Below are 14,164 nucleotides of genomic sequence, written 5' to 3'. Positions count from 1 at the left end.
CCCGCTACTGGGTGACGCTGGCCCTGCTGCGGTGCGGGCCGGCGTAGCGCCAGAAGAAGTTGAGCAGCACGCTGACCCGGTTCCGCCCGCCCAGCAGGTACGCCACGTGGATGAAGATCCACACCAGCCAGGCGGGCAGGCCGCGCATCGTCAGCCCGTTCTCCAGCTGCAGCACCGCCTCGGCCTTCCCGACCGTCGCCATGATCCCCGGATCCCGGTACGAGAACGGCCGCGGCTGCCCGCCCTTGGCCATCGCGGCGATCTGCCTGCCCACGTGCTTGCCCATCTGGATCGCCGGCTGCGCGAGCTGCGGCAGCGCGTGGGGCGCGCCGGCCAGGTCGCCCACCACGAAGATCTCCGGGCGCCCCGGCACGTTCAGCGTCTCCGTCACCGTGATCCGGCCGCCCTTGCCCTGCTCCAGCCCCCACGAGCTCACCTCGGGCGGCGCGGTGACGCCCAGCGCCCACACGGTCACGTCGCTCTGCAGCCGCGTGCCGTCCTCCAGCAGCACCGCGTCCGGCTCCACGCCGGCGACGGTGGCGCCCAGCCGCAGGTCCACGCCCCGCTTGCGCAGCGCCCTGGCCGCCGAGTCCCGCAGCCGCGGCTTGTACGGCGCCAGCACGTACTCGAAGCGCTCCACCAGCGTCACGCTCGTCTGGTCCGGCCGCACCTCGGGGTGGGTCAGCGGCAGCGTGTTGCGCCGCAGCTCGGCCAGCGTGCCCGCCGTCTCGACGCCGGTCGCGCCCGCCCCGACGACCACGACGTGCGTGCTCTCGCGCCGCCCCGCCGCGGTGTCCTCCAGGTAGTGCTGCAACCGCCGGCGCAGGACGGCCGCGTCGCCCAGTGAGTAGATCGGCAGCGCGTTCTCCGGCGCGCCGGGCACCTTCAGCCAGTTGGTGGTGACGCCCGTGGCGAGCACGAGGTAGTCGTAGTCGAGCGCGCCACCGTCGTCGAACTCCACCCGCCGCTTGTCCGGCAGGATCCTGCTCAACGCGGCCCGGCGCGCCCGCACGTTCGGCCACTTCGCGGCGAACGTCCTGATCGGATAGGACACGTCCGCCGTGCCCATCCCGGCCGTGGCCACCTGGTAGAGGAGGGGCTGGAAGGTGGCGTACGGGTTGCGGTCGACCAGCGTCACCAGCGCCCCGCTCCTGGCCAGCTCCTTCGTCGCGGCCAGCCCGGCGAAACCCGCCCCCACCACGACGACCCGCGCTCTGTGCACCATGATCTCTCCTTCCCCCTCAACGGGCTCATGGATGTCAATGGCACCGCCAGCTTCTCTTAAACACGCGCGGGCCGGAAAGCGCCCGGAACGTCCGGTCCCGTACGGGGCGGAGAAGCGCGTGCGCTGCGGTCTCCGTGCGCTCCCTGCGCGGCTTGCCGCCCTGGCGGGGTCGGCTTCTGGCGCCGCGTCGGCGGGACGGCGTGCGGCGCAGCCCGGCGCAAGACGCAAGGCGGCCCGCACGGCAGCGCGCAGTGTGCCCGGCGACCGCAGTGTGCCCGGCGACCGCAGTGTGCCCGGCGACCGTGGCGAGCCCGGCGGGCGGGCAGGTGGTGGGGCGTGGTGGGGTGGCCTCGCGGCCGGCCACGCGCCCGAGGAACGGTGAACGCCGTCACCGATCGCTACTGCCGCCGCGACCGCCAGAGCCCGATGGCCGTGACCCTGGAGTCCACGCCGAGCTTGGCGTAGATCCGGTTGACGTGGTTCTTGACCGTTTTCTCGCTGAGAAACAGCCGCTGCGCGATCTGCCCGTTGGACTGACCGGTGGCGATCAGGTCCATGACCTCGGCCTCGCGCTTGCTCAGGGACGTGAACACGCTATCGAAAGCTGCGTCGTCGACTCTCATCCGGCCTCCGGGGGCGCGCAGACTGTCAGATCGCCGATGGCCCCCGTGCTGCCGGCGTTAGCGTTAGACAGCGAGCATAACCCGCATTGTCATGATTTGGGGCCGTTGCCCGGGAGAAAACGCGAACGGCCGGTCCTGAAGGACCGGCCGTTCGCCCTGGGGTGAGTGAAGGGACTTGAACCCTCGACATCCAGGACCACAACCTGGCGCTCTGCCAACTGAGCTACACCCACCATGGCCACCCGCTGTGTGGTGGCACAGGAAAAGTGTAGCGGGATTCGGGAGTCTTTACGCCACCCGATTAACCGCTGACACGCTCAGCCAGGGCTCTGGCCGTGGTCGAATCGGGTCCGGGCTGCCCGACGAAGATGGCCGCGCGGTAGTAACGCAGCTCCCTGATGCTCTCCGTGATGTCGGCCAGAGCCCGGTGTCCGCCCTGCTTTTCGGGCGCGGCGAAGTAGACCCGCGGGTACCAGCGGCGTACCAACTCCTTGATCGACGAGACGTCGATCATCCGATAGTGCAAATACGCATCCACCCCGGGCATGTCGCGCGCGATGAACGTGCGATCCGTGCCGATCGAGTTGCCGCACAGCGGCGCCTTCTTCGGCTCGGGCACGTGGCGGCGGATGTAGTCGAGCACGAGCGACTCCGCCTCGGACAGCGTCACGCCGCCCGCCAGCTCGGGCAGCAGGCCCGAGGCGGTGTGCATCTCGCGTACGACCTGCGACATCTGCTCCAGCGACTCCGGCGGCGGCTTGATGACCACGTCGACGCCCTCGTCAAGCTGATTGAGCTCGCTGTCGGTGATCACGCACGCCACCTCGACGAGCGCGTCGCGGCTCAGGTCGAGCCCGGTCATCTCACAGTCGATCCAGACCAGCAAGTCACTCATACGATCTCCTCGCCCAGCGGCTCGGAGCAATCCGCCCGCTTGTTACCCCACCAGCCTAGTGCCACCGGTCAGGCGGGCTTGAGCGAGCTGAGAACCTTGCCGACCACGTCCGTGCCGAGATTGTCAGGAACGCTCACGTAGATGATCGCCGGGCTCTGGCCCTCGCCGCGATCCATCAGCACGATCGCCCCGTTCTCCTTCTTCCACTTGAAGTCGTTCTCCTCCGAGATCTTGGTGAAGTCGAGCTCGAACTGCAGCACCCACGCGTCCCGGTCGCCGATCTTCATGGCCTTGTCGGCGACGACCTTGCTCTCGTGCGCGAGCTGGTAGTACTGCGTGGAGAAGTGCACGAAGACGGCCTTGGCCGTGTCGCCCATGCCCGCGACGCCGCTGTAGGGGTAGAGCTCGTTCAGCACGCCCGTGTAGACGTTGCCGATCCAGTCGCTCTCGCCCTGGTAGTTGTCGTGGGAGACGGCCTTCACCCCGGCGGTCCACTGCTGGTCGGTGGCGCTGCCGCTGTTGACCTCGGCGGGGACGGCGACGCTCCAGTCGTCCGGCACCTGGAAGGAGACGCCGGCGCGCGGGTCGGTGACGGTGCCGTCGGCCGGCTGGGGGAACTCGCCGCCCTGGCTGGGCAGGGGCTGCTGCGGCGAGGGCTCGTTCGTGGGGGGCGGCTGCGGCTCGAACGTGTCGGACCGCCTCGGCTGCGCCGTGTTGCCGGAGTCGCCGCTGTTGAGGAAGAAGATCCCGGCGACCACGATCAACGCGAGCACGAGCAGCGCCGCCAGCCCGCCGAACACCCAGGGCAGCGGGTTGCTCTGCTTGGGCGGCGGCCCGTAGCCGGGGCCAGGCAGCGGCGCGCCGCCCCACTGCGGCGGCTGTTGCTGCTGCTGGGTGGGCGCGGTGGGCGCGCCGTAGGCTCCCTGCCCGTACGTCGGCTGGCCGAACTGGGCCGTGGGGTTCGCCGGTGTCGCCGCCCAGCCGGGGCCGGACTGGGGCTGGAGCTGCTGCTGCTGCGACGGGGGCTGGGGCCCGGAGGACGGCTGGGGCTGGGCGGCACCCTGCTCCTGCGCATGGGTCGCGTCCGTCCACTGGTTGCCGTCCCACCAGCGGAGCTGGGGCTCGCCGTAGGGGTCCGGGTACCAGCCCGCGGGGGTCTGCGTGGTCATGTTCGCCAGATTAGTAAGAAATCGCTTTGAGGTGCATGGGCGGAAGCCGCGATCAACACTTGTACGTGAAGCTCGCCTTGTCGGTGATCACCGGTCCCGGCGTGATGATCCGCAGCGTCGCGGTGGCCTTGACGCTGCTCCTGCCCTGCAACGTCCACCTCAGCGGCACGGCGTACGACGTCTGGCCGGCCTTCGTGCGCAGCGTTCCCTTGACGACTTCCTTGTCCAGGTTCTTGCGCCATTCATAGGTGATCTCCCCGGGCGCCCCGTTCGTGACGACGGTGCCGGTGATCACGACCGCGCTGCCGCAGCCCTGCGTCTTCTTCGGCGCCACCACGTTGATCGACTTCACCGCCAGGTCCGGCGCGCTGCCCAGCCTGAACCAGGCCAGGATCGCACCCGCCATGATCACGGCGAAGACGGCCGTGGCCAGGATCGTCCGCCGCCGCCGCGCCCGCGACGCCTTGGCCGGGCGCCCGCCAGGGCGGTGCACGGTGGAGACCTCGCCGCGCCCCTCCCGCCAGATCCGCTGGGCCGGCGTCTCCGGCTCCTGCGGCTGCGTGCCGACGCCGGGCCCGAACTGGAGCGGCCCCGCCGGCGGCCCCTGCGGTTGCGTGCCGACGCCGGCCCCCGACCGGAGCGGCCCCGCCGACTGGCCGGGCACGCGCAGGAGCGTGACGATGTCGCCCTCGTCCCGCGGCGTCGGGACCGGGGCCCGCGCGTACGACGGCGCCTGCGCGAACGCCGACCGCCCGCGTGCCGCCCTGGCCAGGCCGTCCCTGCTGATCCTGCCGCCGGGCAGCCGCCCCCGCTCGTTGACCAGCAGGTCGCGGGCGGTGCCCAGGCCCAGGGTCTGGGCGGTGGCCGCGACGCGTTCGAACAGCTCGGCCGGCTCGGGCGCGCCGCGCCCGAAGGAGGCGGCCAGGCCGCGGGCCAGCGAGGCCCAGCCCGCCGCGTCCCGCTCGCGTGGCGAGACCCGGGCGTGGATGGCGTCGGACAGGCCGCGCTCCGACAGCAGCGAGACGCCTTCCGCGGTGATCACCACCGTGCCCGGGTGCACCGAGCCGTGCGTGACCCCGGCCGCGTGCAGCGCGAGCAACGTCTGGGCGGTCTCCACCAGCAGGGACGCCGCCCCGTTCGGGTCGATGGGCGCGGCGGCCATCAGGTCGGCCAGGGTGGGGCTGACCGCCTGCGCGGTGAGCAGCCACACCTGGTCGCCGGCCGCGACCACGTCGGCCACGGGGATCAGCCCGGTCAGCCCGGCCAGCACGAGCCGCTGATCGGTCATGACCGCCTGCACGACGCGGTCGCGCACGCCGGGCAGGCCGATGACCTTGGGGTCGAACAGCAGGGCGCCCGCCCTGCGGCCGTCGGGCGAGATGGCGTCGATCCAGTTGCCGAGCTCGGTCATCCAGGTGTGCTCGGTGAGCCGGAATCCGGCGATACCGTTTCCAGGGTTGTCCATCGCCGTTGCCCCCCGGCCGCGTCTAGCGCTTCCTTCTGTGGCGTCCCGCCATGCGGCGCCTCACCGCAAGTGTGACCGGTAGCGCGCCCGTCGTCACCAGGCCCAGGGCGAGCAGCGCGCCGGCGGCCGCCAGTCGCGGCTGCTCGGGCGTGAGCGTGGGCTCCTGACCGCCGCCCGGCTCCTCGGTCCCCCCGCTCGTGGGGGTCTGCGTGGGTGAGGACGTGGTGCGCGTCGGGGTCGGGGTCGGGGGCACCGGGACCGGGGTCCGGGTCGCGCGCGGAGTGGTCGGCCTGGTGGAGGGCGTACGGTCCTCCACCTCGCCGCTCGCCTCCGGCTCGGAGGTCTGCGTGGGCGTGGGCGTGGGCGTGCGGCTCGGGGTGGGCTTCCTCGTCCTGGGCGGCGTCTTCACCGGGGTGGGGGTGGCCGTCCTGGTGGGCGTGGCGGTCGTCGGCTGGGCGACCGGCGGCGCGGCGGTGGCCGAGTCCGTCGGGGTGGGATCGGGAGTGGTCTGGTCGAGGGTGGGCTCGGCGGTCTCCTCGGGCACCGTCTCGTCAGGTTCGGGCTCGGGCGTGAACGCCTCCGTGGTGGCCGGCGTGACCGTGCTGGTCCCCGCCTGCAGCACCGGCTCGGCCGATCCCGCGGTGAGGATGACCACGATCGCCGCGACCAGCACGCCGACGCCGACTCCTGCCAGGGCGAGCTTGGCGGGGAGCTTGCTCAGCAGCCGCGTCGGCTCGGCGAAGCGGGTCTCGGCGAGCGAGGTCTGCGTCTCGGCCGGCTCCTCCAGCGCGCTGGGGAAGAGCAGCACGAGCAGGCCCGCCAGGGCCGCCAGCCGGCGCCGTCCGCGCTCCTCCCAGTCGGGGCCGTACGCCTCGGTCGCGACGGCCTCCAGCTCGGTCAGGAACGCCTCGGCCGAGGGTGGCCGCTCGGCCGGGTCCTTGGCCAGGCCGCGCTCGACCAGCCCCTGCAGCGGCCCGGGAACCTCGTCGACCGGCACCGGCGCGCTCTGGTGCTGGCGGGCCAGCGCCGCCATGTTGGGCGCGCGGAAGGGGCGCATGCCGGTCAGGCACTCGAAGAACACGACGGTGGCCGCGTACACGTCGGTCGCGGGCCTCGGTGGAGAGCCCGACCACTGCTCGGGCGCCATGTACGGCGGCGTGCCCGCGGCGTTGGCGTCCTCCCCGACCCGGACGGCGATGCCGAAGTCCACGAGCTTGCTGGTGCCGTCGCCGCGCACCATGACGTTCTCGGGCTTGAAGTCGCGGTGCACGACCCCGATCGCGTGCGCCGAGGCCAGGCCGAGCAGCGAGCCCTTGAGCACGGTCAGCGCCGCCTCGGGCCCGGTGGGGCCCTCGGACCTGAGGAGCTCGCGCAGCGACACGCCGTTGATCAGCTCCATGATGATGGCGGCGCCCTGCCCGGCCTCGACGTAGTCGATCAGCCGGGCGTGGTACTGGCTCTGCAGCGTGGCCAACAAGCGGGCCTCGTGCCGGAACCGCGCGACGAACCCGACGTCGGCTCTCAGCTCGTCGCTGAGGTACTTGATGGCGACTTCCGCGCCGTCGTGGTCACGCCTGGCGAGGACCACCCGACCGGCCGCGCCCGAGCCGAGCTCGCGCACCTCGGTGTAGCCGGGGACCCCCCATGGCCCATTCCCGTGCATAACGGACTCCTCTGGAGTTCAGTGGGCCCCCACCCTCATCAAACGGTCCGTAGCTTAACCAGAGGGAACCGTTTTCCCGCTACCGATATACGACAACTGGAGAAATGTCACTCAACAGTGCCTGGGGAGTCAGGGTCCGGCTCCTTCGTCGGCTCCTTCGTGGGCTCCTTGGTGGGCTCCTTGGTGGGTTCCTTGGTGGGTTCCTCCTCCGGGCACTTCGGCGTGGTGCCGCTGCGGGTGGCGGTGCCGTTGGCCGCCGCGGGAGCGGTGGAGGCCGTCACGGACCAGCTCGTGCCGCAGGGCAGCCGCGCCTCGTGGCCGAGGGTCCGGGTGTAGGAGGTCTCGCCCGACAGGGTGACCGTCCGGGTGCTCGTGGACTCGCCGGCCCTGAACCGGACGGTGAGCCGTACCGGCTGGGTGTTGCCCGTGGTGACGCTGACCGGCGCGCTGAGCCCGCCCCTGGTGCCGACCTCGCCGATGGCGACCCGCCGCACCTGCGGCGGGCAGGGCACGGAGACGCGCGCGGTGTCGGTCCTGTCGCCCGCGCTCACCTGCACCGACAGCGTCGAGCCGCAGGGGCGGGCCCTGAAGGCATGCCTGAACGTCTCGTCGTACGAAGCGCGCCCCGACAACGTCGCGGACCGGGCGGAGACCGGGTCGCCGTCGACCGAGAATCGGGCGCTGACCGGGATCTCGCCGGTGCCGCTCGCCGTGACCCGGACCCGCGCGGTGGCGGTGCGGGCGGGGGCGGCGGGCAGGTTGAGCGTGACGTTCAGCGCGGTCACCCTGGTCGGGCAGGCCGGCAGGGTCAGGGAGGCCGAGCGGGGGCCGCCGGCGGGCGCGGGGGAGGTGGTGACGGTCAGCGTGACCGTCTTGCCGCACGGGCGCTCGCCCAACGGCCAGGTCAGCCGCTGGCTGTAGGCGCCGGCGCCGCTGAGGCGTACGCGCTCGGTGCGGCCGGCCTCGCCGGTCGCCGTCCAGGTCGCGATGGCGGTGACGGCGCCGGTGCCGCTGGTGCGCAGGCCGATGGTGCCGGCGGCCACGCCGTTCTCGCCGATCGTGAGCTCGCCCACGGTCACGGCCAGCACAGAGGTGACCGGCGGCGGCTCCTCGGTGGTGGGCGTGGTGGGCGGAGTGGTGGGCGGCGTGGTCGGAGGTGTCGTGGGCGGCGTCGTGGAGGGTGTCGTGGGCGGCGTGGTGGACGGCGTCGTGGGGGGTGTGGTGGAGGGGGTGGTGGGAGGTGTGGTGGGAGGGGTGGTGGGAGGGGTGGTGGGCGCGCTGGTGGTGGGCCGGTTCGTCGCAGGGCGGGTGGTGCCGTCCGGAGGCCGCGGCCGGGAGGTCTCCCGGTCCTGATCGGGCGGGTCCGCTTCCGGCGAGGTCTGCGGTACGACCTGGGGCGTGAGGCCGGGCTCCGGGAGCGAGGACTCGGGATCCGTGGATCCGGGAGGCGAGGATCCGGGAGGCGAGGATCCGGGCGGGTCGGGCTCCTCCGTGCTCGGCGTCCCGGCGACCGGCGCGGTCGCGATCCGGCTCGGCGGCACGGCCACCGCCGCTCCGACCGGCTGCTCGGGCGGCTGCCTGTTGACCAGGACGATCACCACCGCCACGGCCGCCACCGCGCTCACCGCGCCGCCCATGGCCAGCCGCCGGGTGTTCGTGCGCGCCATGCGCCGCGCGCTCTCGCCGAGCCTCCCGCGCACGCGGTCGAACACGGTCCTGGCCAGCGACGTGGCGGTCTCGGGCGGGGCCGGCTGGGGCGTGGGCAGCAGCAGGGCGAGCAGGGCCACGAGCGCGGCCAGCCGCCGCTTCCCCCGCTCCTCCCAGTCCTCCCCGTACGCCGCCGCGGCCACGGCCTCCAGCTCCGTCACGAACGTCAGCGCCCCGTCGGGCCGCCGCGCCGGGTCCTTGGCCAGCCCGCGCCGGATCAGGTCGCGTACGGGCTCCGGCGCGTCGTGGAAGGGCACAGGCGCGTGGACGTGCTGGTACCCCAGGACGCTGGGCTCGGTGGACCGGTACGGCCGGTGCCCGGTCAGGCACTCGAAGAAGACGGCCGTGGCCGCGTACACGTCGGTCGCGGGGGAGGCCGTCCCGCCCTCCCACAGCTCCGGCGCCATGTACGGGGGAGTGCCCTCCGGGTGGACGGCGGTGCCCTGGCGTACCGCGATGCCGAAGTCGACGAGCTTGCTGGCCCCGTCGTCCCGGACGAGCACGTTCTCGGGCTTGTAGTCCCGGTGCACGAGCCCCATGGAGTGCGCCCTGGCCAGGCCCAGCAGCGAGCCCTTCAGCACGACGAGCGCGGCCTCGGGCTCGGTCGTCCCGCTCTCGCGTAACAGGGCGCGCAGCGAGACGCCGTTGACCAGCTCCATCACGATGGCCGCGCCGCCGTCGTCCTGGATGTACTCCCACATCGTGGCGATGTTCGGATCGCGCAGCGTGGTGAGCAGCCGGGCCTCCGACTGGAACCTGGCCAGGGCGGAGGGATCCCGCAGCAGCTCCTGGGACAGGTACTTGATCGCGACCTTGACGCCGGTCTCGTCGTGCACGGCGAGCACCACGCGCCCGCTCGCGCCTGCCCCTAGCTGGTTGATCTCGGTATAACCGGGAGCGCTCCACTCCATTTGCCTCTCCCATCAGGAGCCGGCCCACCTGATGAGACGTACGATCAAGGAGTCAGGTTTTCCAGGTGGTTCCGGATTTATGGAACTACTCCCGATGGAGGATGTGAACCGGTACCTCGATACCTTCTGGGAGCACCGAATCCGGCTCGGGTGCGCCCCAGCTCGTGACCAGGGGCAGCACCCCGGCCCACACCGGCAGGTCGTAGTCCTCCTCCTCGTCCTTCGGCGCGCCGCGCCTGATCTTGACCGACGCCTCCTCCAGCGACAGCGCCAGCACGGCCGTGGCGGCCAGCTCCTTGCGCGACGGCCGGCGCACGTAGTCCCACTGGCCGGGCGCGAGCTGCTCGGCCAGGGCACGCAGCCCCGCCATGCGCTCGTCGGGGTCGGTCACCAGGCGGGCCGTGCCGTAGATCATGGCCGAGCGGTAGTTGACGGAGTGGTGGAAGATCGAGCGGGCCAGCACGATGCCGTCCAGGTGGGTGACCGTGACGCAGACGTCGGTGCCCTCGCCGGCGCGCAGGGAGGCAGCGCCGGTGGAGCCGTGCAGGTAGAGGGTGTCGCCGATGCGCCCGTAGCCGGTGGGCACGACCATGGGGTGGCCGTTCACGACCACGCCCAGGTGGCAGATCAGGCCCGTGTCGAGCACCTCGTACAGGTTGTCCCTGTCGGTGCTGCCGCGTTCCTTCGAGCGGCCCAGCGTGGTGCGTGGTGTGGTGGAGAGCATGATTCGACGGTAACGACGAAGTGGACCTATCCTGTAGGGCCACTACCAGCCCCTTTCAAGAGACCACTTCCATGCGTACCCATGTTGACCTGCCGGTCTCCCTCTCGCGCGACTCGGCCGAACCTCTCACCGCGCAGCTCGTCACCTGGCTGCGCGGCGCCATGCTGGACGGCACGCTCGCGTCCGGAGAGCGGCTGCCGTCCACGCGGGCCCTGGCCGCCCAGCTCGGGGTGAGCAGGACCGTGGTGACGGAGGCGTACCAGCAGCTCTACGCCGAGGGCTGGCTGGACGGGCGGCACGGATCCGGCACGTTCGTGGCCGACATCAAGATCGGCGTCGAGACGGGCAGCGAGGCCGGCATGGAGCGGGCGCCCAGGCCGCCCGCCGGGGGCGCGTACGTGCCGGCCAGGCAGCCGCCGAAGGGCCTGATCAACCTCACCTCCGGCGCCCCCTGGGTGCGCGACTACGACCGGGCGGCGTGGAAGCGCGCCTGGCGCAGGGCCGCCGACCTGCCACCCGGCGACTCGCCCGACATGCACGGCCTGCCGCGCCTGCGCGAGCTGCTCGCCGACCACCTCAGGCGCGCCAGGGGCATGGCCGTCGGCCCCGAGAACATCCTGGTCACCCGCGGCACCGGCAACGGGCTCGACCTCTGCGCGATGGCCCTGCTCGGCCCGGGTGCCAGGGCCGGGGTGGAGGACCCTGGCTACCGGGTGGCGCGCACGGTGTTCGCCGCCAGGGGCGCCGAGGTGGTGCCCTGCCCGGTGGACGAGGACGGCGTGATCGTGGACGGCCTGCCGGGGGATCTGCGCGTGCTCTACACCACGCCCGCCCACCAGTTCCCGCTGGGCGGCCGGCTGCCGATCCCGCGCAGGGAGCGGCTGCTGGCCTGGGCGGGGAGCACGGGCGCGACGATCGTGGAGGACGACTACGACGCCGAGTTCCGCTACGACGTCGCCCCGCTGCCCGCGCTCTACGGCCTCGACCCCTCGCGGGTGGTGCTGCTCGGCACGCTGTCCAAGATCCTCGCCCCGGACGTGGGCGTGGGCTGGCTGGTGGGCGAGCCGGAGCTGGTGAGCAGGATCGCCGCCCTGCGCTGGGCGGTGGCCGACCGCACCAGCGGCCCCGTCCAGCAGGCCGTGGCCACCCTCCTGGAGCGCGGCGACATCGACCGGCACCTGCGCAGGATGCGCCTGGAGTACGCGCGCCGCCGCGCCGCCGTCGTCGAGATCCTCGGCCCAGCCTGCCGCCTGCGCGGCGACACGGCCGGGCTGCACGTCCTGGCCGAGCTGCCCGCGGCGCTGGTTCCGGACGTGGTCGAGCGGGCCGGGCAGCGCGGTGTCATGCTCGACTCCACCGAGCACCACCACCACGGGCGCACCCGGCTGCACGGCCTGGTGATCGGGTACGGCTCCGCCTCGCTGGCCGACGTGCGCAGGGGCTGCGAGATCGTCGCCGAGCTCATCCGCGAGGCCCGGTCGTAGGCCCAGCCGGCCCAGTCGTGGGCGGTCGCAGGCGGCGCAGGACAGGCAGCGAGCGGGCGGTGTACATCGGATCCACCGGCAGCACGTGCCGGGCCCACCAGCGGGCCGGGGCGGGGTCGTGGGAGTGCTCGGTGTAGCCGGGGGCGTAGTCGTCGTAGGCGGGGTCGTACAGGTAGCCCGTGGACACGCCGTGCCGTTCCAGCTCCTCGATCGCCGCGTCCCTGTCGCGGACCAGCAGCGGCACCCGGAACAGCGGCCGGGACAGGTCGTCGAGCACGGCGGGCGCGACCGTGGGCAGCTCGGCCAGGCGTTGCACGCCTGCCAGCCGGCGCGCCCGGTCGCGGGGCACCCGGGCCAGGCGCCGCTCCTGGTACCAGCGGACCAGCGGGCCGCGGCGGGCGCGGTAGTGGTGCAGGTCGGCGCGTACCCAGGGGTCGAAGGGCGGCAGCGAGGGGGCCTGCTTGAGCGCCAGCTCCAGCTCCTCGGCGCGCACCGGGATGCGGTAGCCCTCGCGGGGCTCCTGCATGCCGAGGCGGCGCATGAGCTTGAGCGCGGGCCGGACGAGGTCGAGCTTGAGCGCCGCCTGGCGGGCCGTGGAGGTGGCCACGCTCCACAGGTCGGCGCGCAGGGAGCCGCGGGTCAGCAGCTCGTCGCGGGCGCGGGTCAGGGCCCGCAGGTCGGACTCGGCCTCGACGGTGAGCACCCCGCCGGAGCCCGCGCCCGGGTGCTTGGACAGGCTGAAGACCGAGGCGTGCCCGAACGCGCCCAGCGGGCGGCCGCCGAGGTCGCTCTCCATGGCGTGCGCCACGTCCTCGACGAGGATCTTCCCGGCGAAGGCGGGGGCGTCGTCGGGCAGGCCGTACAGGTTGGTGGTCAGGACCGCGTCCACGGTGTCGAGGTCCACCCGGGCGACGTCGATGTTGCCGTCACGCGGGGACAGCGGCGCGATCACCGGGATCAGCCCGGCGGCCAGCACGAGGAAGAGGATCTCGTCGGCGGAGATCGGGGACATCAGCAGCCGCTGCCCGGGCAGGCACCAGTGGCGTAGTGCCAGGTAGAGCCCCAGACGGTTGGACGGCAGCGACAGGCAGTGACGGCCCGTTCGCTCTGCGATGTACTTCACCGTTGTAGGACGGTACGCAGTCTTCCATACGTTTTCAAGGTTTTGTCCGCCGTTTTGAGCAGTATCGGGTTGGCCATGACCGTGGCACGCGTCTTGCGTACCGGCACCCGCATCACCCAGTGCACGCCCGCCGCCGGGCCGATCCTGGCCACCCGGCCCTCGGCCACCTCCAGCTCGCCGTTCTTGAGCTTGTCCTTGTACTCCTTCTCGCCCCGCCCCATGTCGATGATCTCGATGCCGGCCTGGCAGGCGCGCTCGGCCATGGCCAGGTGGTGGATGAGGCCGGGGGAGTACTTCGCGAAATGGGTGTCGTAGGCGGGGAACCAGCCGGCCAGCGTCGTACGCGTACGCAGCCCGAAATGCCCCGCCATCGGGCGGCCGTCCACGTACACCATGTCGAGCACCCCGGCGAAGCTGTCGGACTGGGTGGCCAGCAGCCGCTCGACCAGCTCCACGATCCACGGGTGGGCGAACCGGTCGGCGCGGCCGGTGCGGCGGTACTGGTCGGTCTTCCAGCCCAGCAGCGTGCGCAGGGGCTCCACGTCGGTGGTCGCGTAGTCGTGGCGCAGCGGGCCCGCCTCGCGCTGCAGCTTGCGCGACTTGGCCAGGGTGGTCTTGTACGTCTTGCCGGAGTGCTTGCGAAGTGACTGTGTGTAGTTGTCCCAGCCGTCGCGAAGATCGATGATCGGGGACGGGAATCGTTCGTGGCGCGCGTTCAGCAGCGGCTGCCCGGAGACCAGGTGGTCGAACTCGTACACCGACAGCCCGCACTGCTTCAGCAGCCACAGCGGGTGGATCCGCACGTCCTTGACGTGCACGAGGCCCTGTGCGTCCGTGAGCCCGGCCGCGACCGGCTTGCCGATGCCGAGAGGATGTCGCTCGAAGGGGAAGAATCCCACGATCTCGGGGCCGTCGTGGATGACGGCGACACGTACGACATCTCGGAGTTCGCCCACCGTAAGGGTGAATTCTGGGGACAGGAAGGGGTTGTCGAAGGCGTTGTCCGCTTCTTGCAGGGCACGCCAGCGGCACACTTCGGATTCGCCCAGCTCACGGGGTAGGGCAAGGGTGACGTGCATGGGCTCCTACTGTCAGCACACTCTCCGGGCAAGCTGAGGGCCAGGGTGTACTGCCACATTAAAGGATCTCACGCGATGCCATAGCCGCAGCTCCGG

The 14,164-nt window shown here is 72.3% G+C and carries 11 protein-coding genes and 1 tRNA gene; 1 reads left to right on the top strand and 11 read right to left on the bottom strand.

Features of this window, described 5'->3' with window-relative positions; translation table 11 throughout:
• Nucleotides 1–4: 4 nt before the first annotated feature.
• The 9 genes from ACBJ32_RS27125 to ACBJ32_RS27085 form a co-directional block, all read right to left on the bottom strand.
• Entirely contained in the window at nt 5–1,225 is a 1,221-nt protein-coding gene (locus tag ACBJ32_RS27125; RefSeq protein WP_357872813.1) for an NAD(P)/FAD-dependent oxidoreductase, read from the bottom strand.
• 398 nt (nt 1,226–1,623) lie between these two features.
• Nucleotides 1,624–1,818, bottom strand: a complete 195-nt coding sequence (locus tag ACBJ32_RS27120) for a LuxR C-terminal-related transcriptional regulator (protein WP_253758288.1) — start codon at nt 1,816–1,818, stop codon at nt 1,624–1,626.
• Nucleotides 1,819–2,005: 187 nt separating this feature from the next.
• A tRNA-His gene (locus ACBJ32_RS27115) sits at nt 2,006–2,081 on the bottom strand.
• 68 nt (nt 2,082–2,149) lie between these two features.
• The gene (gene orn / locus ACBJ32_RS27110) at nt 2,150–2,743 is read right to left on the bottom strand and encodes an oligoribonuclease (protein WP_225268826.1); all 594 of its coding nucleotides are present in this window, start codon (nt 2,741–2,743) and stop codon (nt 2,150–2,152) included.
• A 68-nt stretch (nt 2,744–2,811) separates the two neighbouring features.
• Nucleotides 2,812–3,912: a DUF2510 domain-containing protein gene (locus ACBJ32_RS27105; protein ID WP_375129100.1), complete on the bottom strand. Its 1,101-nt coding sequence runs from the start codon at nt 3,910–3,912 to the stop codon at nt 2,812–2,814.
• Between the two features lie 52 nt (nt 3,913–3,964).
• Complete coding sequence (locus ACBJ32_RS27100; RefSeq protein ID WP_375129099.1) at nt 3,965–5,377, bottom strand: hypothetical protein; 1,413 nt, start codon at nt 5,375–5,377, stop codon at nt 3,965–3,967.
• A gap of 22 nt (nt 5,378–5,399) precedes the next feature.
• Nucleotides 5,400–7,040: a serine/threonine-protein kinase gene (locus ACBJ32_RS27095; RefSeq protein ID WP_375129098.1), complete on the bottom strand. Its 1,641-nt coding sequence runs from the start codon at nt 7,038–7,040 to the stop codon at nt 5,400–5,402.
• A gap of 107 nt (nt 7,041–7,147) precedes the next feature.
• Nucleotides 7,148–9,658, bottom strand: coding sequence for a serine/threonine-protein kinase (locus ACBJ32_RS27090; protein WP_375129097.1), 2,511 nt, complete (start codon nt 9,656–9,658; stop codon nt 7,148–7,150).
• 85 nt (nt 9,659–9,743) lie between these two features.
• Nucleotides 9,744–10,382 carry a pyridoxamine 5'-phosphate oxidase family protein gene (locus ACBJ32_RS27085; RefSeq protein ID WP_375129096.1) on the bottom strand — a complete coding sequence of 213 codons (639 nt, stop codon included), beginning with the start codon at nt 10,380–10,382 and terminating at the stop codon, nt 9,744–9,746.
• Nucleotides 10,383–10,453: 71 nt separating this feature from the next.
• On the opposite strand from ACBJ32_RS27085, the gene ACBJ32_RS27080 reads away from it, so the two are divergent.
• The gene (locus ACBJ32_RS27080; RefSeq protein WP_375129095.1) at nt 10,454–11,866 is read left to right on the top strand and encodes a PLP-dependent aminotransferase family protein; all 1,413 of its coding nucleotides are present in this window, start codon (nt 10,454–10,456) and stop codon (nt 11,864–11,866) included.
• On the opposite strand, the gene ACBJ32_RS27075 is transcribed toward ACBJ32_RS27080, so the two are convergent.
• Nucleotides 11,844–12,989 carry a DegT/DnrJ/EryC1/StrS family aminotransferase gene (locus tag ACBJ32_RS27075; RefSeq protein WP_375129094.1) on the bottom strand — a complete coding sequence of 382 codons (1,146 nt, stop codon included), beginning with the start codon at nt 12,987–12,989 and terminating at the stop codon, nt 11,844–11,846. The two genes, ACBJ32_RS27080 and ACBJ32_RS27075, sit on opposite strands and share 23 nt — an antisense overlap.
• Entirely contained in the window at nt 12,986–14,068 is a 1,083-nt protein-coding gene (locus ACBJ32_RS27070; RefSeq protein ID WP_375129093.1) for a GNAT family N-acetyltransferase, read from the bottom strand. The genes ACBJ32_RS27075 and ACBJ32_RS27070 overlap by 4 nt, the downstream gene beginning before the upstream one ends.
• Nucleotides 14,069–14,164: the final 96 nt, after the last annotated feature.

This window comes from Nonomuraea sp. GTA35, assembly GCF_041950525.1.
Lineage (GTDB): Bacteria > Actinomycetota > Actinomycetes > Streptosporangiales > Streptosporangiaceae > Nonomuraea.
Note: the sequence above shows the minus strand (reverse complement) of the source record. Positions and strands in the feature narration are given on the sequence as shown.